Source organism: Flavobacterium sp. xlx-214 (assembly GCF_013874595.1).
Classification (GTDB): Bacteria; Bacteroidota; Bacteroidia; order Flavobacteriales; family Flavobacteriaceae; genus Flavobacterium.
In genome coordinates this window covers 2434366-2456444 of the sequence record NZ_CP059431.1, presented here as the reverse complement: position 1 = coordinate 2456444, position 22079 = coordinate 2434366, and the positions used below count along the sequence as shown (strand labels likewise).

The window sequence follows — 22079 nt, the reverse complement described above, 5'->3', positions numbered from 1 at the left end:
TAATGTCTGAATATTGCAACTATTTGCGCTTTTTAGATAGCAATAGCTTTGATTTATGCTGTATCTTTGTACAAAAATAAGAAGAAATGTCATACGTATCTAATGTTTTAAAAGGCACATGTCCCAATTGTGGTGAAACAAAAGTTTTTAAAGAAAAAGGAAATCCCTTAATTTTTAAAATGCCTGTTATGCATGAAAAGTGTCATAAGTGTAACTATTCTTTTCATCGCGAGCCAGGGTTTTATTTTGGCGCAATGTACATGAGCTATGCATTGACTGTTGCTGAAATGGTTAGTGTTTTTGTTTTAGGTTTACTAGCTGGTGTTGGTTTTCTAAAAATGTTTTTTGCAGTTATAGTAGTAGTTTTTCTATTATCAACTTTCAATTTTAGAATTTCACGATTAATGTGGTTGAATTTATTTTACGAAAAAGAAGAAGAGGGGGAAGTTCAAAAATAACTACTCTTCTTCTTTATAAAGTTTTCTAAAATCGGATGGTTTCATTGCCACTCTTTTTTTAAAGTTTTTAGAAAAATAAGTATAATCATCAAAACCTAAATCGGTAGCAATCTCATTTAATGAATTGTTGGTATACAAAAGTTGTCTTTTTGCTTCTAAAATAACGCGATCTGTTATTATATCAGTGGTTGTTTTACCAGAAATAGACTTAACGATTCTGTTTAAGTGTTTTTGTGTAATACTTAGTAAATCAGCATATTGTGTTGCCGATTTAATAGTACTAAAGTATTGATCAACCAGTTTTTCAAACTTTGCAAATAATGATTGATAATGTCTTAATTCTGTAAAGTTTATGGCACTGTGTGTTTCAATATATCTGTTTAAATGGATGTATAATTGTGTTAAATAACTTAGTATTAACTGCTTTTTTTTCCATTGATTTTGTAAGCTTTCTTGATAAATACTAACAAATATTTTTTCAATAAATTCTTTTTGTTCCAAATTTAAATGCACGCATTTTTCAGTAGTGTTTGATTCAAAAAAAGGATAATCTTTAATTGAATTTCGAACATAATTTATTTCATAAAATTCTTCTGAATGAAAAAATAAATATCCATCAATATCATCTGAAAGTTCCCAACTATGTGTTTGCCCTGGATATAAAAAAAAGACAGATCCTGGTTTTACTTCGTACTTATTAAAATCAATTTCGTGCGTTCCAAAACCTTTAGTAAATAAAAAAACAGCGTAGAAATTATGCTTATGTGCTTTTTCAATACGCGAGTGATTATTTTGCAAATGTTTGGGAATAGTATTGGTGTAAAACTGTTCGTCTACATTTTTGTTTTTAAAATCTTTTAAGCCTAATAATTGAATTTCAGACATTTATTAAAAATTTATTTTTTTAATTGATTAATAATCAGTACATTTATATTTCTTAAATAAGACTTTGAATTTCATATTTATTTTTAAAGATTGTTGGGGTTTTCTCAGCAATCTTTTTTATTTTTAAATAAAAAATGCAAGTTACTACTTTATTTACTCATTTACGACCGTATGTAAAACCTTACAGAAAGTTGGTAATTGGTACACTTTTATTAACTTTTGTAGGTTCATTAACTGCCCAAATAAATGCTTGGATATTGCGTTATACGGTTGACGAAATTACGCTTATTTCAGCAAAACCTAATGCATTGCAACTTGGTTTAAAATTACTTCTTTTTATATCAATCGTTTTAATTTTAAAAGAAATTTTAAATGCGTTTATCACTTTTGGACAAAAATACTACGGCGAAAAACTACGTATTTACATATCTAAAGATCTTGCGCAAAGCATTGTTGATAAAATATTAACCTATAAATTATCTTTTTTTACAGATAATGACAATGAAGCCGGACGTTTACAAACACGTATTGATAGAGGAATTGAGAGCCTTACGCGTTTGGTACAAAACTTTTTTATAGACATTTTACCATTGTTTGCCAATGCATTTGTTGCTTTGTTTTTTATGTTTCAGGCTAATTTTTATGTAGGCTTGGTAGGTTTGTGTATTGTGCCTATTTATTTTATAGTTACTAAGAAACAAGCAGAAAAATTGAGTGGTTGGCGAAGAAATTTACGTGGTTTTCGCGAATCTAAATCTCAAGGTATTATTAGTATTATTGATGCTATAACCGTTATTAAATCGTTTAATAGAGAACAAATTGAATCTGAAAAACAACGCAATTTACAAAACGAACTTACTAATAATCAGTTACAAACCCGTAAAACCAGTTTCTTTTTTGATGGATTAAAATCATTTATTGAGCAATTTGGTATTGTAATTATCATTATTCTTACAGCATATTTTGTTTTAAACGGCTCTATGTCAATAGGTTCTATTATGTTTCATATATTATTATTCAACAACGTATCGGCACCAATTAGACAATTGCATAGAATTTACGATGAAATGAATGACGCTATGATTTATTCTGAAAGTTATTTTGAAATTATTAATGCCGAAGAGCAAACAGAAAAATCGGGTTCTTTTAAAAATGAATCACTAAAAGGAAATTTTGAATTAAAAGACGTTTCATTTGCATATCCCAATGGTACCAAAGCGCTTTTTAACATCAACATGAACATTCAAGCCAATAAAATTACAGCATTGGTTGGACTTTCGGGCGCTGGTAAAAGCACCATAATTAATTTATTAGACAAGTTTTATACGCCTTCAAGCGGAGAAATTTTGTTAGATGATATTCCTTTAAACGATTATGATACTCATTTTTTAAGAGAAAATATTGGTTTGGTTTTGCAAAAAAATCACATTTTTAATGGATCTATTGCTGAAAACATTCGATATGGAAAAACAAATGCAACCGATGAAGAGGTGATTGAAGCTGCCAAAAAAGCATACATTCATGAGCAAATTATAAAATTACCCAATCAGTATGATACGAAAGCAACAGCTTTATCTGGCGGGCAGCAACAACGAATTGCTATTGCGCGTATGTTTTTAAAAAATCCACCAATTATTTTCTTAGACGAGCCTACTGCAAGTTTAGATGCCATTGCAACAGAGCAAATTAAAAACAGTTTAGATGCTATTAAGAAAAATCGTACGGTGGTTATTATTTCGCATAGTATTTCTCAAATTATTGATGCAGATATTATCTATGCAATGAAAGAAGGTAAAATTGCCGAAGCAGGAACGCATGAAGAAGCTTACAAACAAAATGGTGTTTACAAAGAGATTTTTGATGCTAGCGCACGTAGTTTAAATATTGAAAAAATTGCTAAGACTTATGAGGATGATTGATTTTTGTATTGCATTTTTTGTTACATTTATGTAAAAATGTTGCTATTATGAAAATTACTAAACCTTTAAAGATAATTGGGATTATTTTTTTATCGCTAATTTTATTAGCCGTAATTGCAAATATCACCATCAATATTATCATAAAAAATCAGCTACCTAAAATCATTGAGGAGAAAAACGATACTGCATATGACTTAACGTACGAAGACATGAATTTTTCTGTTTTTAGTAATAGTTTATCTGTTGAAAAAGCAAAACTTACACCTAAAAAAAATGCCAATATTAGAAAAGACATCGATTTTTATGGGGATGTTGATAAAATAAGTGTTACAGGTGTTAATTTTTACGAACTTTTAAAAAATAAAAATCTAAAAGCTTATACCATATCAGTAATTGGTCCGCATATAACCGTTTTAAAACCAGAAGTTCGTGATACCTTAAAATCAGAATCTAAGCTACCAGAAATTATTGATATTGATAAAATTAAAGTCGAAAACGCTTATGTAAAAATGATGAATACCAAAGGCGATTCTTTATTACACGAAGTGTATAACTTTAATGCAGAAATTAACGGTATTCATATGGGGCAGTATACCGTTAAAAAAGATATTCCTTTTACCTATACCGATTATAAATTTAAAATTGATTCGGTTTACAGTGTTGTAAACGATATGCAAGTGGTAAAATCTAATAAAATAGAAGTTAATACAGATCATATTGAAATCAATAATTTTAGATTGCAACCTTATATATCAAGAAAAGAGTTTAAAAGTAAAGCAACCGAATCAAATACTCGTTTATTGGTTGAAGTTCCTAAGCTAGCACTTAAAAATACCGATTGGGGATATGATAAACTAGATCTTTTTGTAAATATTGGTGCCATTGATATAGATTCTATTAACGTACGAATTCTAGATCAAAAAAATCAAACGGTTTTTCAACAAGCAAAAAAGGATGCAGAAAATATCATTCAGCCTTTAATTCCGTTTAGAATGGATATTGGCGAATTAAACATCAAAAAATCGTCATTTAATTCTTTAGGAATTCTTGACGTTAACAATGTAAACATAAAAATAAAGAAAATATCCAATAGGGTACAAGAGCATTTATTAATTGAAGAATTTCAGTTAAATAACCCGCAATTTGTTCATATTCCTAAAAAAGGTACTAACAAAAAAACAAGTGAACCAAGTAAATTAAACGATGTTGTTTTAATTAATAAGCTAGTTGTAAAAGATGCCGATTATGTTTTAAAAGATGCTTCAGGAAAACAAAACAAACTAACTGTTGACGATTTTAATTTAACACTAAATAATATTGAAATTAATGATAAAACGGTGTTGTCTAAAATTCCTTTTTCGTACAAAGATCCTGTTCTTTCAACAGGTAAGATAAAATTTGATTCAGGTAAAAATTATACCATACATTCTAACGGAATTGTTGTAAAACAATCTAATGCAACAGTTAAAGATTTTAAAATGGTGCCTAAATTAACGCGAAGTCAGCATGCTAAAACTTTAAAATATGGTGAAGATTATTACAATGTTTCGATGGGTGCCATACAATTTAATAATTACCAATGGGGGTTTGATAAGCAAGAAGAGCTTTATTTTAAATTCAATGAAGTAGTCATAAATAATGTAAACGCATCAATTTATCGTGATGCATCTATTCCTAATGAACCTAAAGAAAATCATTTATACAGCTACAAACTGCGTAATGTAAAGTTCCCTTTTGAAGTTGGTACTTTAAAAATTAAAAATTCTACCCTTACCTATGAAGAAGGCGCAGGTGGTGGTGCGCAACCAGGCAAACTATCATTTACAAACTTTAATATTACAGCAAAAAATATTTACAGCGGATACAAACGTAGTTCAGGACCAACAACTCAAATAAATGTTCAAACTCAGTTTATGGACAAAGCAAAATTGGTTGCTAGTTGGAGTTTTGATATCATGGATAAAACGGATAAATTCAATATTAATGGCGATTTAAATAATTTTCCAGCAACAGGTATGAATCCGTTTTTAAAACCTTATATGAATGTAAGTGCAAGTGGAACCATTGATCGTATGATTTTTAATTTCTCTGGTAATAATGCGGTTTCTAATGGTGATTTTGCAATGAGTTTTGCAAATTTACAAATGAAGGTTTTTAATAAAGAAAATAAAGAGCGTAAACTTGTTAGTGCAGCTGCAAATATGGTTATTAGAACAGATACGGATGGTTTAAGGAAAACAGAAATTAAAGAAGTTGAACGCAAGAAAGATTGTTCGTTTTTTAATTTTTTATGGTTAAACATAATGCAAGGATTAAAACAAACCGTAATTTAAAAATGTAATGTAACTTTGCAGAAAAGTAAAGTAATTTTATGAAAACAATTGTTATTACAGGTGCAAGTTCAGGAATTGGTTATGCAACAGCAATGGCATTAGCAAATGGAAATCGTTTAATTTTATGTGGTAGACGTACAGAACGCTTACAACAATTACAAAATAAATTGCATAATACAGAAACGCTTTTGCTTACTTTTGATGTAGCTAATAAAGAAGAGGTTTTTTCTGCTTTTAAGAGTTTACCTGTTAATTGGCAAAATATTGATGTTTTAATTAATAATGCTGGCAATGCACACGGTTTGGCGCGTTTTCAAGATGCAGATTTAGATGATTTAGATGCCATGATTGATATTAATGTAAAAGGATTAATTTACGTTACACGCGCATGTTTACCTTTTTTACAGCAATCAAAAAATGCACATATTATTAATTTATCTTCCATTGCAGGAAAGCAAGTATATACTAACGGAACCACTTACTGTGCATCTAAATGGGCAGTTGAAGCTTTAACAAAAGGTATGCGTTTAGATTTTTTACCTTTAGGAATTAAAGTTACATCAATAGCTCCAGGAGCAGTAGAAACCGAGTTTTCTTTGGTACGATTTAAAGGCGATGCTGATACAGCTGAAAAAGTATATCAAGGTTATGAACCTTTACAAGCCGAAGATATTGCTGAAAATATTGCTTTTGTAGTAAATCAGCCAAAACATGTGCAAATTGCAGATGTTACTATTTTACCTAAAGCTCAAGCAGATGGCATCACCATTTTAAAAGAATAAACCCAAACACTTGCAAAAAATTGCAAGTGTTTTTATTTTAACTCTTTTCGCATTTCATGTGGACGTTTACCTGTAAACTCGTGAAAAATTTTGCTAAATGAGGGTAATGAATCATATCCTACTTTATTTGCAATTTCAGAAATACTTAAATTAGTTTTCAGTAAAAACTCTATGGCTTTGGTAATTCGTACCGATTTTACATATTGTTTAAAGGTAATTCCTAATTCTTTTTTAAACCATCGGGTAAAAGTTCTTTCGCTCATATTAAAGTGTTGCGTCATCATTTCAATAGATAAATTAGTACCGTAATATTGCTCTATATAATCAATAATCTTAATCATTTTAGCATCTTCAGAAAAAGGAAGCATAATAGAAAGTTGCTTATTTTTTTCTTCTGACAATATGTGAAAGAGTCCAAAAAGTAGTTCCGAAAATTCATTTTTTGATGTAATGGATTGTTTGTTCCATCTTTCTGTAAAACGAATAAGTTCAATAATTAAATCATTGGCTGGATAAATACCAAATTGCTCATAAAATGAATCTTCTTTTGCTGTAACTACAGGAAAATAAATAGAATGCAGTTGGGTGGCAGAATGCGCCACCTTTAACTCATGAGGAACGTTTTTAGGAATCCAAACAAAGTGCTTTGCAGGTATTACAAATTGTTGATTTTCTATTGATATATAAGCAATTCCATCTTCTACATAACTTAATTGCCCTTTAGAATGTTGATGTTTATTAAAAGTTCTTTCAAATTTTTCATGTACTATAAAAACAGCATCTTTTTCTAATTCTACTTCAAAAATCGTATTAACTATATTCATTTTACAAAGATAGATATTTTGGCTGATTTGAATAAATAATTGACTTTTTTACGTGACGCGTCTTTGTGTTTTGTCTCTAATTTTGTCAAAAAAATATAGCTAATTGTGAAAACAAAATCGGGCATTACTACCGTCATTTTTTATCTGATAACGGGAGTGCTTTTTGCTCAAAACCAAAATCAACAAAAGGTATCCATTAACACACTTCTAGAGAAAGTAGCTGTTCACAGTAAAGAAATTAAAATTGCCGAGCATGAATTAGAGCAATCGTTTCTTGATGTTGACGATGCTCAAAACAACAAATTACCTGATATTTCTGTAAATGCTTCGGTAGATAAAGCAACTAATTTTCCTATTTATGATAGTGGATTGTTCGAAAAACCTTCGCAACATGATGTTATTCATACATTATATGCTACAAATGCCAATTTCTATTTATCTATTTACGAAGGTTTAAAAAAGAAAAATACGGTCAAGCTTAAAGAAATTGAAGCCTGCTTACAAAAAGAATTGTTTTTAGAAACAGAAGCTACGGTTAAATTACAAGCAGTTCATCTGTTTTTAGATTTATTCTTACAAGATGAATTAAGAGCTGCTTTACTGACTGATATGAAAGAAAAAGAACATCAATTAAAAGAAATTAAAGACCTTTTTGATTTAGGCGTTATTTTACAAAGTGATGTTTTAAGAGCTGAACTAGAATTATCAAAACGTAAAATGACTTTGATTGAAATTGAAAATCAACGGACAAAAATCAATCAAAAATTAAATGTTTTAATTGGTAATCAAGATGAGCAATGGGTACAACCCATTTTTGATATAGATGATTTGCCTAAATTACCTTTGTTTTCAGAGGCTTTACAACAAGCAACAACCAATGCTTATGCAGAAAAGCAATCGCATTTTCATGTTTTAGCTGTAGAAAAGAATTTAGAATTAGTTAAAGCCAACAATAATGTAAAAATTGGTTTAACAGGATCTTTTCAATTTTCAAATCCTCAAATTTTTCTGTATCCTTATAATGATGCTTGGTATCATTTGGGTTTAGTTGGTATTAAAGCATCATATTCGTTATCAGAACTATACAAAAATAAAAACAAGAAAAAAATAGCCAAGGAAGCCATAGAACAGGCACACATGCATCATGAAAAAGTAAATGATGATGTACGTACAGCATTATATAAAGAGTATCTTTCTTTTGATGAAGCCCTTAAATATGTTGATGTTTTTAAATTAAACACAAAATATGCTGCTGAAAATGAACGCATTTTAAAAGATGCTTACTTTAATCAAACAGCTTTAATTACCGATTTATTAGATGCTAATGTGCTGGTAGTGAAATCAAATTTCGAATTGATTCAAGCACAAGTCAATGTTTTTAAAAATTATTACCAACTTCAGTTTACTCAAGGAACCTTATAATCATGAATTTAGAAATTAAAAAGAAATTAGCCAAAGCAACTACTTTTTTGGCGTGGATTTTAGTTGTTATTGTTTTTATTTGGTTTGGGATAAAACTTTTCACGGTGATAAAATATGAGTCAACTAATGATGCTCAGGTAAATGCTTATATCAACCCCATTATTTCACGAGTTGGCGGTTATGTGGATACCATTTATTTTACCGATTTTCAGGAAGTAAAGAAAGGCGATACCCTATTTGTAATTGATAATAGAGAATATATTACAGAAGCTAATGAAGTTGAGGCAGATATGGCTAAACAAAACGCTTCTTTGGGAGTTTTAGAAAGTCAAACAAATACATTGCTTCAGCAAGCAAACGAAGTAAAAAGTAGTTTAGAAGCAAAAAAAGCAGAAGTTTGGAAACAAGAATTAGAACTGCAACGTTATCAAGAATTATTTGAAAGAAAATCGGCAACAGCACAACAACTTGAAAAAGTAAAAGCACAACTTTTGGTATCTCAAAGTAATTTAAATCAAACTGAACTACAATACAAAGCAGCCTTGTCTAAGATTAATGATGTTAAAGCCTCTCAAAAAGTAATTTCGGCTGAAAAAAACAGACTCAATCAAATTCATCAACGTAAAAACATTGATATTGGTTATACCGTTATTACGGCACCATATAACGGACGTTTAGGAAAAAGAAGTATTGAAGAAGGGCAAATGATAAAAATGGGTGATCACTTGGCATACATGGTAAACGATGATACACCTAAATGGGTTATTGCTAATTTTAAAGAAACACAAATAGCTCAATTTAAAATAAATGATAGAGTAGTGGTGGTAGCTGATGCTTTTCCAGATATTGAATTTACCGGAAAAATAATTGCTTTTGCACCTGGTACAGGTTCTAGTTTTTCATTATTAGCACCTGATAATGCTACAGGAAACTTTGTGAAAATAGTACAAAGAATTCCAGTGAAAATTGAACTTACAGGCCCTGATGCTCAAACATTACAAATGCTTAAAACAGGAATGAATGTTGAAGTTACAGTAAAAAGCAATGGAAAATAGTACTATTAGTCCCATTTTTAATGCTAACATTTCAAAAGCTTGGGCTAAAATATTGTTGTTTGTACTTTTAGTCCCCAACATGATTTTATTTTTCTTGCCTGTTGCAAATGTTACTGCAGCAACGGGGTATTTTGGTATTGAACCTAACCAAGTACAGTTTACGGTTACCTTATACTATGCGGGTTTTGTAGCTTTTTACAGTTTAGAACGCAGGTTTTATTCTTATTTTACATACAAACGTTACTTTATTGTTTTTCAATTGGTACAATTACTTTGTTGCTTAATATTGTTTCAAAGCACTAATTTGTACATTATATATTTAACTCGTTTTTTTCAAGGAATGCTCTTTGCAAGTGCTGTTAATTTGTATTTATCAATGATGGCGTTAAAAATTAAAACGTTTAGAGCTAAAGAAATAAGTTACAGTTTGTTTTTTGGTATGTTGCTTTGTGCTAGCTCATTCAATAATTTAATAACAGCAGATTTTATTGATCATTTCAATTTTAATTTATTGTTTCAGTGTGCTGTTTTTACGTACGCAGTAAATTTATTATTGGTGCTTATTACTATGAAAATTAATGTTGAAATAAGAACAACACCTTTGGTACAGTTAGATTTTCCCAGCTTTTTTTTATTTTCCTTTTTTTTAATAGGTTTAGGATATTGCAGTGTTTTTGGACAACAGTATTATTGGTTTCAATCAAAAAAAATAGTACTAATTGTTATAGCATCTTTGGCGAGTTTCATTTTGTTTGTAGTAAGACAGTATGCTTTAAAACGACCTTATATCAATCTAACGATTTTATCTTTTTATAAATTTATTATTGGCATTTCACTTTTGTTTCTCATGTACATTTGTCGATTTTCGTTTTCATACTCTGGTCAGTTTTTTCGTTCCGTATTAGGAATGGATCCTAAGCATGTTTCCTATATGTATGCTGTAAATATAATAGGCATTGTTTTAGGTGTGTTTTATGCGTGCGTGCATTTAATTAATAAAAAAAGTGTTTTTATTGTTTGGATAGTAGGTTTTGCTTCTTTGTTTAGTTATCACTTTGTAATGAATCAGGAAATGTTTTATTATGGAAATGAGTCTAATTACTTTTTACCTATGTTCATGCATGGTTTGGGTATTGGCTTAATAATGGTACCAACTATTTTATATTGTATTTCAAGTGTTGCTTATTATTTAGCACCATCTGCAGCCGCTTTTTGTTTATTGGTTCGATTCTTAGGATTTACCGTTAGTGGTATTTTGGTAAATTATTACACAATTTATCATTCATTAATTCATAAAAATCGATTTATGGAATATTATCAAAAAGTAAATCCTATGTTTGAAAACAGATATGAAACATTAAAGATAAAACTTCTAAAAAACGGATTCAATCAAACACAAATCGATACTGTTTCAAATAATATTTTAAGTAAAGAACTCAATAAATACATTTTATTAAGATCAGTAATGGATTATTACACCCTAATGATGTATGTTTCTTTAGTAGTAATTGGTTTTTTAATTGTATTTTGGCTATTTCAAAAGAAAATTAAAATTGCAATCAGACCTATTTTACCTATTTAATAGTTTGATTAATATTAACTTAAAACTACGTAACACTTAACTTTAAACTTACTATTTGTATTGATTTTCTTTACAATTTATTTACATTGCAAATACTTCTTAATATTAGCTTAATATTGCTTTAACACTCGATTTATCTTTAAACACCAATTTTGTACCGATGTAACATTCAAATTACTTTATGAAAAAACTTTTGTTTGTAGTAGGTATATTTTCTCTTTTTGCATGCAGTAAAAACAGTTCTGTAAAAATGAAAGGATCTGATACTGAGGTAAATTTAGCTGTAAATTTAGCAGAAAAGTATACCGAAATTAATCCTAAGTTTAGCATTGCCATATCTGGTGGTGGCTCAGGATTAGGAATTACTTCTTTATTAAACGGGCAGGCAGATATTGCTAACTCATCTAGACCGTTATCTGATGAAGAAAAACAACAATTTAAAGACATGAATATTGAACTTAAAACGGTTGTTTTTGCAGAAGATGCAACTGCTTTTATTGTACATAAAGATTTGCCTTTAACAGAAATTGATTTGCCAACTTTAGGTAAAATTTTAAGTGGTGAAATTACCAATTGGTCTGAAATTACCGATTCTAATTTACCAATCAACATCTATGGGCGTCAAAGTAGTTCAGGAACACATTCTTTTGTTAAGAAGAAATTAAAGATTGAGTTTTCAAATGCTGCTAAAGAAATGACAGGAAATGCACAGATTTTAGAAGGCGTAAAAGCCGATAAATCGGGGATTGGATATGTTGGTGCAGGTTACGTAGGGCATGATCCTGCAGTAAATACAGCATTTAAAATTCTAAAAATTAAAGAAACCAAAACTTCAGAAGCTTATTCTCCTATCGATCCAAATACAATTAATAACAGTTTGTATTTTTTTCAACGTCCTCTATATCAATTTGTTTTAGCTGATTCTTGGGAAAAAGTAAAGCCTTTTATTGATTTTGAAAAAAGTGCAAAAGGCAAAAAAATGATTGAAGAACATGGTTATTATGTAATTGAAAAAAAATAAAATGAGATACAAAACACGAATAACAATTGATAAAATATTCAAAGTTTTTTTTAAAGCAACTGGTTTTCTAGTATTGGCTTTATTAGGAGGTATTTTTGCCATGCTAGTTTACAATTCTTTTTCATTCTTTTTAGATATTAAACCGTTAGATTTTATTACAGGAATGGAATGGGCACCTACTGCCAAAAAGCCTAAATATGGTATGTTACCTTTAATTATTAGTACAACTATGGTAACTTTTGGTGCTATGATTATTGCAATTCCGTTAGGTATAGGTACAGCAGCTTTTATATCTGAATATGCTGGTCCACGTTTAAAAAATATTTTAAAACCTGCTATTGAAATGCTAGCAGCAATTCCTTCAGTAGTAATTGGTTTCTTAGGAATTGTAGTTGTAAGTCCTGGAATTGCAAATATGGCCGATTTACCTAATGGTTTAAATGCATTAAATGGTGCTATATTATTAGCTATCATGGCTTTACCAACTATTATTACAGTTGCAGAAGATGCAATACATGCTGTGCCAAATGCTTATAAAGAAGCAAGTTACGGTGTAGGTGCTAACAAATGGCAAACGTTACGTAAAGTAATTATTCCCGCAGCTGCTCCAGGTATTATTGCCGCAGTTATGTTAGGTGTGGGTAGAGCTATTGGTGAAACAATGACTGTTTTAATGGCCACTGGAAATGCTGCTTTAATACCAACCGGAATGTTTGATTCTGTGAAAACAATGACAGCTACTATTGCTATTGAAATGGGCGAAGTTCCTTATCAAACAACACATTACTACGCTTTATATGCCATTGCAACTGTTTTGTTTTTTATGACATTGTTTGCAAATTTAGTTGGCGAGTTTTTTATTAACCGATTTAGAAAGTATCATGCAGTTTAAAAAAAGGTTTTCATCAATAATAGAGTGGGGTACTTTATTAATTAGTACTCTTATAGTTTGCTTTTTCCTTTTTGTAATTATATGGGAAATTGTATCTAAAGGTGCTTCTTCTTTGTCATGGGAGTTTGTTTCTAAAATTCCATCAGAAGGAATGACAAAAGGAGGTATTTTAACGCCAATCATTGGGACTGTTTTATTAACATTAATTACCGCTTTGTTTGCCATACCTTTCGGAATTTGCTGTGCTATTTATTTGAACGAATATGCAGAAAATAACTGGTTAACAAGAACAATTCGTGCCGCAATACGTAATTTATCAGGAGTACCTTCTATTATCTACGGATTATTTGGTTTGGCACTTTTTGTACAAGCGTTACAATTTGGTACTTCGTTAATTGCAGCAGGTTTAACATTAGGATTGTTATCATTACCTTATGTAATTACTACAACTGAAGAAGCTTTAAAACGTATTCCAAACAGTACCCGTGAAGCTGCTTTAGCAGTTGGAGCTACAAAGTTTGAAACTATTAAAGATGTTGTAATTCCATCAGCAATGTCAGGAATTTTAACAGGTGTTGTTTTAACACTATCACGCGCAGCAGGTGAAACAGCACCTATCTTATTTACAGGAGCCGCATTTTACATCAATGGTAGTACAGGATATTTTAACCAAGAATTCATGGCATTACCTTATCATTTATACATGTTGTCTACACAACATCAATCTATCGATCAAGTTCGTCCAATTGCATACGGTACAGCTTTAGTACTTGTTATTGTGGTGTTCTTATTAAATTTAACAGCATTTTATATTCGTTATAAATTCAGAAAAAATGAAAACTAAGTTATCAGCAGAAAATCTAAACATTAGTTTCGGAGAGAAACATGTTTTAAACAATATCAACGTTGCATTCGCAGAAAAAGAAATCACGGCATTAATTGGACCATCAGGATGTGGAAAAAGTACTTTGTTAAGAAGCTTTAACCGCATGCATGATTTATTTCCAGATGCACGCATTAATGGAACTTTACGATTAGAAGATCTTGATTTATATTCTAAAACAGTACCTGTAACCGAAATTCGTAAACGTATAGGAATGGTGTTTCAAAAGGCAAACCCTTTTCCTAAAAGTATTTATGAAAATATTGCTTATGGATTAAAAATCAACAATTTACCTTACGGAAAAGATGTGGTTGAAAAAGCTTTGCAAGAAGCTTATTTGTGGGATGAAGTAAAAAACGATTTAAAAATGCCTGCTACAAGATTATCGGGTGGTCAACAACAACGTTTATGTATTGCACGTGCCGTTGCCCTTAGACCTGAAGTAATTTTAATGGATGAACCTTGCTCTGCACTAGACCCTGTAAGTACTTTGAAAATTGAAGAGTTAATTAAGCACTTAAAAGAAAAATATACTATTGTAATTGTAACGCATAATATGCAACAAGCACAACGTATTGCCGATAAAACAGTATTTATGTACCTAGGTGAAGTGAAAGAAGAAGGACCTACAGATCAAATTTTTAATAACCCTAAAAACGAAATGACAGCTAATTATATTAGCGGTTATTTTGGATAAAATACGCTTTTTATTATTCCTTAATTTTTTCGCATCAAAAAGTGTTAAAAGGAAAACCAGTTAATTGGTTTTCCTTTTTAATTATAGTTCTGTCTATTCATTCACAAAATCGCTTAAGTAATCAAAACGTTTGGTTAATTTTCCATTTTCGCAAATAGTTCCTCTTTCTAAGATGCCATCTTCATCATTATTAAAAAAGGCAGGTATAATATGATTTATAAACATTTCACCAAAACCTTCACTAGCATCTTTAGGTAATTCACAAGGTAAATTATCTACCGCCATTACAACAATAGCAGCTGGGTGGTCAATATCAACCTCTTTATTTTCTCTTGGATAATAACCATAAATAGGATCAGCAATGGTTGATACTCTAATAGTACTATCTATAGGTCCATCAATATCACAAGAAATATCTGCAACTACTTTTATTGTATTATTTGGATTGTTCAACATTTCTTTGGTAAGAATTTTAGGCGATCCATCTTTGTAAAAATGACCAGCTATAAAAATATCGGCTGCATTGGCAAATTTTTCAAAATCACTTTCATATTCATTTGGGTGCGATTTAAAATCTTCAAAATCACCTTTCTTGCCATCAGTTCTTCTGTAGTAATCTTCAACATCTATGTGTACATACACAGGTTCATCAAAATCTTTATTTAAAAATTGATCAATGCTTACTTGTTTCATTCTCATAGCATCAAGCATTTCTTTAGCACCATTTCCAACTTTTCCTGTGCCTGTTAAAACAACTTTAATAGGAGGTAAGTAAGGTTTTAATAAACGCTCTATTAGATCTTTTTGAGATTTTAATTCTTCGGCTTTTTTTAAATTGAAAAGTTCGTATTTTATTCCAAAAGCTCTAAAAGCATTGTAAGCACCAACTATTCCGGCATATCTTCCAAAACCAATTAAACGGTGTCCGTTTTTATCAACTAAGGTTTCGTGATCAATTAAACGAATGTTTCGTTCTAAACAAGTTTGTAATAATTTTTTATTGTATTGTTGTTTTTTAATTGTATGCGAAAAGAAGAAGTACGTTTTGTTTGGAATCAAGTCATTCACAGGAACTTCTTTTACTCCAAATAAAATATCACAATCGCTCATATCTTCAGTAACTTCAAATCCTAGTGCTTGGTATTCTTCGTCTTTAAAAACACGAATAGGAGAAGTTTGTACTTTAAATGTTGCTTCAGGATGATTTTCTTTGACAGATAAAAGTTCTTGAGGTGAAAAAACAACGCGTTTGTCTGGTGGATTTTTACCTTCTCGAATAATTCCAAATTTCATATATACTTACTTTTTGATTTGATTGATTGCGAATATACGAAAAAAAAACGCATCAAATTTGATACGCTTTATTCACAACTTACCGATTGGTACACTTTATTCTCTTCTTTTATTTGCTTATCGCAATTACCATCTAAAGAACCTATATATCTTAATTGCGGTTTTTCTTCAGTGCCTATGTTTTCAGAAACTTCACAATGACAAGTATCAGAAGATTCGCAACTTGCTAAAAAAGCAACTCCTAAAATGGTTAGTAACTTTCTCATATTTTTAAATTTTAATTATTTATTTTATTTGAAATCAAAAATTAAACCAAAGTTTTAAATTCTTGTTTTAATCTGTTTTTAGCAATTTCTGTTACAGAGTTTGCTTCTTTTAATTGCAGTAATTTTTGTTGTAAATCAGTAGCATTTACAACATCTTCTTTTAAACTAGTCTTTAAAATTTGTTGAATTATAGTTTGCTTAGCTGTAGCTATTAACGCCCAAGCTTCTTCTGAAATATATAATTGTTGCGAAATATTAAAATCGTGTTCTTGTTCTATATTTTGAATTAAAAACGATGCATAATCTTGCTTTAAATCAGAAATAGGAGCAACGCGAGTTACTAATTTTTGTAGATCAATGCGTTCCATCAAAATAATAAATCGTTCATAAGCCTGAACAATTTGTGACGTTGCTTTACGATTTTCAACAATTGGTTGTGCTTGTGTTGCATGAAATCTATCGTGCTCCATACGTTGTTTTAATAGTTCTCTTGCTTCTTTTTCGCGTGCAATACTTTTTCTATTAAATACATAAAAAAGTAAAACAATAACAACTAAACCTAATAAAATTATAAGAGATTCTTTCCAATCTACTGTAAAATTTGAAAACATTTTTCTTTTTTTTAGGTCACAAATATAAACCTAAAATAATATTATTTGGGGATTATTTTAAGTAGTAGTAACTTTGTTACTTCTGAAAATAAACATATGCAAAACTATATTGACCAATTAAACGAAGCACAACGCGCGCCAGTACTTCAAAAAAACGGTCCAATGATTATTATTGCCGGTGCCGGTTCTGGTAAAACACGCGTTTTAACATTACGTATTGCTTATTTAATGCACTTGGGTGTTGATGCGTTTAATATATTGTCGCTTACATTTACCAACAAAGCAGCAAGAGAAATGAAAGAACGTATCTCTAAAATTGTAGGTAGTAGTGAAGCTAAAAATTTATGGATGGGAACTTTTCACTCGGTTTTTGCTCGAATTTTAAGAGCCGAAGCTGATAAATTAGGATATCCATCCAATTTTACCATTTACGATTCGCAAGATTCGCAACGCTTAATAGGTCAAATTATCAAAGAAATGCAATTAGATAAGGATATTTACAAGCCTAAAGAGGTTTTAAATAGAATATCTAACTATAAAAATAATATGATTACGGTGCGTGCCTATTTTAACAATCCAGAATTGATGGAAGCCGATGCAATGGCAAAAAAACCACGTATTGGCGATTTGTATCAAGCTTATGTAGAGCGTTGTTTTAAGGCAGGTGCTATGGATTTTGATGATTTATTATTAAAAACCAATGAGCTTTTGGTTCGTTTTCCTGAAGTATTATTAAAGTATCAAGATCGCTTTAGATATATTATGGTTGATGAGTACCAAGATACCAACAACTCTCAATATATGATTGTAAAGGCTTTAGCCGATCGTTTTCAAAATATTTGTGTGGTTGGTGATGATGCGCAATCAATTTATGCTTTTCGTGGAGCTAACATCAACAATATTTTCAATTTTCAGAAAGATTTTGATAATGTGCAAACCTATCGTTTAGAACAAAACTATCGTTCGTCAAAAAACATTGTAGAAGCAGCAAATACCATTATTGATAAAAATAAAACCAAGCTTGATAAAGTTGTTTGGACAGAAAATGCAGACGGACCTAGAATAAAGGTACATCGTTCTATTACCGATGCTGAAGAAGGAAGGTTTGTAGCTTCAACTATTTTTGAAGAGAAAATGATGCATCAAAAAAACAATGGCGATTTTGCTATTTTGTATCGAACCAATGCGCAATCGCGCGCTATGGAAGATGCCCTGCGTAAAAAAGACATTCCGTACCGAATTTATGGTGGTTTATCGTTTTATCAACGTAAAGAAATTAAAGATGTATTAAGTTACTTGCGTTTGGTGGTAAATCCAAAAGATGAGGAAGCTTTGGTGCGTGTAATAAATTATCCTACAAGAGGAATTGGAAATACAACCGTTGAAAAATTAAATATAGCTGCCAACCATTACAAGCGAAGTATTTTTGAAGTGATGGAGCATATTGATAAGATTGATTTAAAGTTAACCTCGGGTACAAAAAGTAAAATCAACGATTTTGTTACCATGATTAAGAACTTCCAAGTAATTGATCAAAATAACGATGCCTACTATTTAACCGATTATATTGTTAAAAAGACAGGATTGGTTCAAGAGCTTAAAAAAGATGGAACGCCTGAAGGTATTACACGTTTAGATAATATTGAAGAACTTTTAAACGGTATTAAAGATTTTACTGAAGGACAAAAAGAGGTAGATGGTGCGCGTGGTAGTTTGGCAGAATTTTTAGAAGATGTTGCTTTAGCTACCGATTTAGATAATGATAAAGGTGATGATGATAGAGTAGCTTTAATGACCATTCACTTAGCAAAAGGATTAGAATTTCCTACTGTGTTTGTGGTGGGTATGGAAGAAGATCTTTTTCCAAGTGCTATGAGTGTAAATTCGCGTGCTGATTTGGAAGAGGAGCGTAGGTTGTTTTACGTTGCTCTAACACGTGCAGAACATCAAGCCTATTTAACCTATGCGTTATCTAGATACCGTTGGGGAAAATTGGTAGATTGTGATCCGTCGCGTTTTATTCAAGAAATCGATCCGCAGTATATCGAGTTTTTATCAGAGCCTGAAACCAATTATCGTTACAAATCAAGCATTAGTGAAGATATTTTTGGCGATGTTGACAAATCAAAATTAAGACAAACCAAACCTACAGCAGGAACTCCGCCTAAATGGGTGCAGGACAATGAAGAGCCTAAGCCAAATCACGACATTAGACGTTTAAAGAATATGAATTCTATTCCGTCAAAAAGTACAGCAAATGATAACATACAATTAAGAGAAGGTCAAATTATTATGCACGAACGTTTTGGTAAAGGAAAAATTCTTAACTTAGAAGGAGTAGGAGCAGACAAAAAAGCTGAAATACAATTTGAAGTAGGAGGTATTAAAAAGCTTTTATTACGTTTTGCAAAACTTAACATACTTGAATAATGGCAAAGTTTATAAAAATATATCCTGAAAACCCGAACGAAAAGGAAATTCAGAAAGTAGTAAAAATATTAAAAGACGGTGGTTTGGTTATTTACCCAACCGATACCGTTTATGGTTTAGGATGCGATATTACCAACACAAAAGCATTGGAACGTATTGCAAAAATTAAAGGAATTAAGCTTGAAAAGGCTAATTTCTCATTTGTTTGTAACGATTTAAGTAATATATCAGACTATGTTAAAAGTTTAGATACACCATCGTTTAAAATTTTAAAACGTGCGTTGCCAGGTCCGTATACTTTTATTTTAGAAGGCAACAACAATTTACCTAAAGAGTTTAAAAAGAAAAAAACAGTCGGTATTCGTGTGCCAGATAACTCAATTGCATTAGAATTGGTAAAACAATTAGGAAACCCTATAGTATCAACATCTATTTATGATGAGGATGAATTAATTGAATATACAACTGATCCTGAATTGATTTTTGAAAAATGGCAAGACAAAGTGGATGTTGTTATTGATGGAGGATATGGTGATAATATGGCATCAACCATTATAGATTTAACAGGTCCAGAACCAGAAGTAATTCGTGAAGGTAAAGGATCTATTGATATATTTTAAAACAAAACCAGCCTAATAAGCTGGTTTTGTTATGTGTTTTTCAATTGCATCTCTAATAATTTCAGCATGATCAAAAGCTAAAATTGGTAATCCATCAATAGAAAACCATTGTACATTTTTTGCATCATCTTTAGCTTTTGCCTGCGCCAAATTATCTATTTCTCCAAAAAAAGCAACAGATAATGTATGACTTCTAGGATCTCTAGTTGGATTTCCGTAAGCTTTTATTTGCTTTACTTGATATAAATGTATATCAGTTTCTTCAAATAACTCGCGTTTAGCAGCTGTTTCTAAATCTTCTCCTTGATCAACAAATCCGCCAGGTAAAGCCCAATAATCTTGAAATGGTTTATTTAAACGCTGTATTAGTAGTATTTCATAAGCGTTTTCAACTTTTCTAAAAAGGGTGATATCAACTGTAACAAAAATGGTGGGAGTATATTTCATTTTATAAAATATTTAGTTGTACCAAAGCTAGTAAAATTATACTTGCAACAGCTAAAAGAATTCCAATTACATTAGGTTTTGAAATTTTTTCTTTGAAATAATATTTTCCTATTAAAGTGCCTCCAATAATAACACCTAAATTCATTGTTATAAACACCAAAGTAGGACTATCTTTAAAATAAGTATGGGCTTTCATGTAAAAAAAGATGTTACAAAAATTTAGAATACCTAATAAAGCACCTAAATAAATAAACTTTAGATCGGATTTTCCTTTATTGAAAAAATAATATAATAAGGAAACTACAGTACAACAAATAAAGATAAAAAATAGCGTAGTAGTGTATTTAGTTGAGCTGCTTGTAGCAATAATTTTAAATAAAGTATCAATTAACCCATAAATTAAAAATACTAGAATTAGGTAAATTATGTTAAATTTTCCATTATTTGTGGATTTTTTATACAACAAAAAACAAATGCTAATAAATGATAATAAAATAATAATTGCTTTGTTGATTGAAAAAACTTCATTAAAAATAAAAAAACTTAATAATACAGGTATTATAAGTGATAAACGTTGAAAAATATCGGTTTTTGCAAGACCTGAAGTCTTTAAAGACTTATTTAAGATATAAAAAGCACTTGGCATTAAAATTCCTAAAAAAAGTACTAAACCAATATTAATTTTGCTAGAAACAATTTCATTTAACGAAATATCGAAGAAAATATAGCTCAATATAACAGCAACTATATAATTAAAAATAACAAGCAAAAATAAGTTTTTACTAGAAGCTATTTTTAACGTTTTTATATAGAAACCTACACATAATGAGGAGATTAAACTTATTATTAAAGCGTACATATTAAAAGTAATAAATAAACTGAACTACTTCTATTTTACATAATATATATTATAATTCAATTTAATAATGATAAAAAAATGTTATAACTTTTCTTTTTCCACAAATATCATTATTTTTGCGCTGTTTAAAAAAATAAATTAAGTGGAAAATTCAAACGCGCAAAAGATTATTAAAAATCTACAAGCTGAAGTAATTGCAAATGGTTTTAATAACGATACATTAATTCCTGAACTTAAAAAATTAAGAGAATTTGCTTTACTTGAAGAAAAACCAGTTTTGGTTAAAGCTTTACGTTTAGCTTATGAACATATTGAAAGTAATAATGATTTTCTTGTTCAAATACCTTCAGATGAGCCAATTGAAGATGAATTAGCTACTGAAACAACTAACACAAACACTGAGAGTTTTAATTACTTTATGTCTTTAATGTTAGATTTGAATAACAAACATAACATTGCAGATTTAAAAGATTACAATACACAATTTCAAGAATTTTAATCATGTTAAACTTTTTTAGATTAATAGCTGCCTTAGAAGGTATTTCATATTTAGCTTTGTTCTATAATATGTTATATAATAAACCAAACAATCCTGAATTATACCAACAATTATTATATCCAATTGGTATGGTTCATGGCATACTTTTTGTATTGTATGTTGTATTAGCTATTTATTTAAAGTTTGAAAATAATTGGTCATATAAAAAGTTGGGATTAATTTTAATAGCTTCCCTCCTTCCTTTTGGAACTTTTTATTCAGACTATAAATGGTTAAAAAATTAAAAATATTTTGGTATTTA

At 30.0% G+C, this 22079-nt stretch carries 22 protein-coding genes; 15 read left to right on the top strand and 7 right to left on the bottom strand.

What is annotated here, in order from left to right; translation table 11 throughout:
* Positions 1-86: 86 nt before the first annotated feature.
* Positions 87-458, top strand: coding sequence for a DUF983 domain-containing protein (locus H1R17_RS11490; protein WP_163431234.1), 372 nt, complete (start codon positions 87-89; stop codon positions 456-458).
* Here H1R17_RS11490 and H1R17_RS11485 read toward each other — a convergent pair whose 3' ends face one another.
* Entirely contained in the window at positions 459-1343 is an 885-nt protein-coding gene (locus tag H1R17_RS11485; RefSeq protein ID WP_163431233.1) for a helix-turn-helix transcriptional regulator, read from the bottom strand. It lies immediately after the preceding gene.
* Positions 1344-1477: 134 nt separating this feature from the next.
* Between H1R17_RS11485 and H1R17_RS11480 the strand changes: the two genes are divergently transcribed.
* The 3 genes from H1R17_RS11480 to H1R17_RS11470 are packed head-to-tail and all read left to right on the top strand — an operon-like array spanning position 1478 to position 6377.
* The gene (locus H1R17_RS11480; protein WP_163431232.1) at positions 1478-3262 is read left to right on the top strand and encodes an ABC transporter ATP-binding protein; all 1785 of its coding nucleotides are present in this window, start codon (positions 1478-1480) and stop codon (positions 3260-3262) included.
* 47 nt (positions 3263-3309) lie between these two features.
* Positions 3310-5595: a hypothetical protein gene (locus H1R17_RS11475; RefSeq protein WP_163431231.1), complete on the top strand. Its 2286-nt coding sequence runs from the start codon at positions 3310-3312 to the stop codon at positions 5593-5595.
* A gap of 38 nt (positions 5596-5633) precedes the next feature.
* Positions 5634-6377: an SDR family NAD(P)-dependent oxidoreductase gene (locus H1R17_RS11470; RefSeq protein WP_163431230.1), complete on the top strand. Its 744-nt coding sequence runs from the start codon at positions 5634-5636 to the stop codon at positions 6375-6377.
* Positions 6378-6409: 32 nt separating this feature from the next.
* Here H1R17_RS11470 and H1R17_RS11465 read toward each other — a convergent pair whose 3' ends face one another.
* Positions 6410-7201, bottom strand: coding sequence for an AraC family transcriptional regulator (locus tag H1R17_RS11465; RefSeq protein WP_163431229.1), 792 nt, complete (start codon positions 7199-7201; stop codon positions 6410-6412).
* 105 nt (positions 7202-7306) lie between these two features.
* On the opposite strand from H1R17_RS11465, the gene H1R17_RS11460 reads away from it, so the two are divergent.
* The 7 genes from H1R17_RS11460 to pstB all read left to right on the top strand — a co-directional run bounded on the left by H1R17_RS11460 (position 7307) and on the right by pstB (position 14753).
* On the top strand, positions 7307-8623 hold the full coding sequence (locus H1R17_RS11460; protein WP_163431228.1) for a TolC family protein: 1317 nt from the start codon (positions 7307-7309) through the stop codon (positions 8621-8623).
* A 2-nt stretch (positions 8624-8625) separates the two neighbouring features.
* Positions 8626-9678, top strand: coding sequence for an HlyD family secretion protein (locus H1R17_RS11455; RefSeq protein ID WP_163431227.1), 1053 nt, complete (start codon positions 8626-8628; stop codon positions 9676-9678).
* On the top strand, positions 9668-11260 hold the full coding sequence (locus tag H1R17_RS11450) for a beta-carotene 15,15'-monooxygenase (RefSeq protein WP_163431226.1): 1593 nt from the start codon (positions 9668-9670) through the stop codon (positions 11258-11260). The genes H1R17_RS11455 and H1R17_RS11450 overlap by 11 nt, the downstream gene beginning before the upstream one ends.
* Before the next feature lie 181 nt (positions 11261-11441).
* Positions 11442-12281, top strand: coding sequence for a PstS family phosphate ABC transporter substrate-binding protein (locus H1R17_RS11445; RefSeq protein WP_163431225.1), 840 nt, complete (start codon positions 11442-11444; stop codon positions 12279-12281).
* Between the two features lies 1 nt (position 12282).
* Positions 12283-13173 carry a phosphate ABC transporter permease subunit PstC gene (pstC, locus tag H1R17_RS11440; protein WP_163431224.1) on the top strand — a complete coding sequence of 297 codons (891 nt, stop codon included), beginning with the start codon at positions 12283-12285 and terminating at the stop codon, positions 13171-13173.
* Positions 13163-14017, top strand: coding sequence for a phosphate ABC transporter permease PstA (gene pstA / locus H1R17_RS11435; RefSeq protein WP_163431223.1), 855 nt, complete (start codon positions 13163-13165; stop codon positions 14015-14017). The genes pstC and pstA overlap by 11 nt, the downstream gene beginning before the upstream one ends.
* Positions 14007-14753, top strand: a complete 747-nt coding sequence (gene pstB / locus H1R17_RS11430) for a phosphate ABC transporter ATP-binding protein PstB (protein WP_163431222.1) — start codon at positions 14007-14009, stop codon at positions 14751-14753. The genes pstA and pstB overlap by 11 nt, the downstream gene beginning before the upstream one ends.
* Positions 14754-14846: 93 nt before the next feature.
* On the opposite strand, the gene H1R17_RS11425 is transcribed toward pstB, so the two are convergent.
* The 3 genes from H1R17_RS11425 to H1R17_RS11415 all read right to left on the bottom strand — a co-directional run bounded on the left by H1R17_RS11425 (position 14847) and on the right by H1R17_RS11415 (position 16923).
* The gene (locus H1R17_RS11425) at positions 14847-16046 is read right to left on the bottom strand and encodes an NAD(P)-dependent oxidoreductase (RefSeq protein ID WP_163431221.1); all 1200 of its coding nucleotides are present in this window, start codon (positions 16044-16046) and stop codon (positions 14847-14849) included.
* A 68-nt stretch (positions 16047-16114) separates the two neighbouring features.
* Complete coding sequence (locus H1R17_RS11420; RefSeq protein WP_163431220.1) at positions 16115-16312, bottom strand: hypothetical protein; 198 nt, start codon at positions 16310-16312, stop codon at positions 16115-16117.
* A 41-nt stretch (positions 16313-16353) separates the two neighbouring features.
* Complete coding sequence (locus tag H1R17_RS11415; RefSeq protein WP_163431219.1) at positions 16354-16923, bottom strand: hypothetical protein; 570 nt, start codon at positions 16921-16923, stop codon at positions 16354-16356.
* Between the two features lie 96 nt (positions 16924-17019).
* Here H1R17_RS11415 and H1R17_RS11410 point away from each other — a divergent pair, with 96 nt between their 5' ends.
* Together H1R17_RS11410 and H1R17_RS11405 are read left to right on the top strand one after the other, a co-directional pair.
* The gene (locus H1R17_RS11410) at positions 17020-19353 is read left to right on the top strand and encodes an ATP-dependent helicase (protein WP_163431218.1); all 2334 of its coding nucleotides are present in this window, start codon (positions 17020-17022) and stop codon (positions 19351-19353) included.
* On the top strand, positions 19353-19973 hold the full coding sequence (locus H1R17_RS11405; protein WP_163431217.1) for an L-threonylcarbamoyladenylate synthase: 621 nt from the start codon (positions 19353-19355) through the stop codon (positions 19971-19973). Before H1R17_RS11410 ends, H1R17_RS11405 begins: the two co-directional genes overlap by 1 nt.
* 12 nt (positions 19974-19985) lie before the next feature.
* Here the strand turns inward: H1R17_RS11405 and H1R17_RS11400 are convergent, their stop codons facing one another.
* The gene (locus H1R17_RS11400; protein WP_163431216.1) at positions 19986-20420 is read right to left on the bottom strand and encodes an NUDIX hydrolase; all 435 of its coding nucleotides are present in this window, start codon (positions 20418-20420) and stop codon (positions 19986-19988) included.
* Position 20421: 1 nt separating this feature from the next.
* Positions 20422-21279, bottom strand: a complete 858-nt coding sequence (locus H1R17_RS11395) for an EamA family transporter (RefSeq protein WP_163431215.1) — start codon at positions 21277-21279, stop codon at positions 20422-20424.
* A 142-nt stretch (positions 21280-21421) separates the two neighbouring features.
* Here H1R17_RS11395 and H1R17_RS11390 point away from each other — a divergent pair, with 142 nt between their 5' ends.
* Both H1R17_RS11390 and H1R17_RS11385 read left to right on the top strand, forming a co-directional pair.
* A complete protein-coding gene (locus tag H1R17_RS11390; protein WP_163431214.1) occupies positions 21422-21778 on the top strand; it encodes a hypothetical protein in 357 nt (118 codons plus the stop codon).
* Positions 21779-21780: 2 nt separating this feature from the next.
* The gene (locus tag H1R17_RS11385) at positions 21781-22062 is read left to right on the top strand and encodes a DUF3817 domain-containing protein (RefSeq protein ID WP_163431213.1); all 282 of its coding nucleotides are present in this window, start codon (positions 21781-21783) and stop codon (positions 22060-22062) included.
* Positions 22063-22079: the final 17 nt, after the last annotated feature.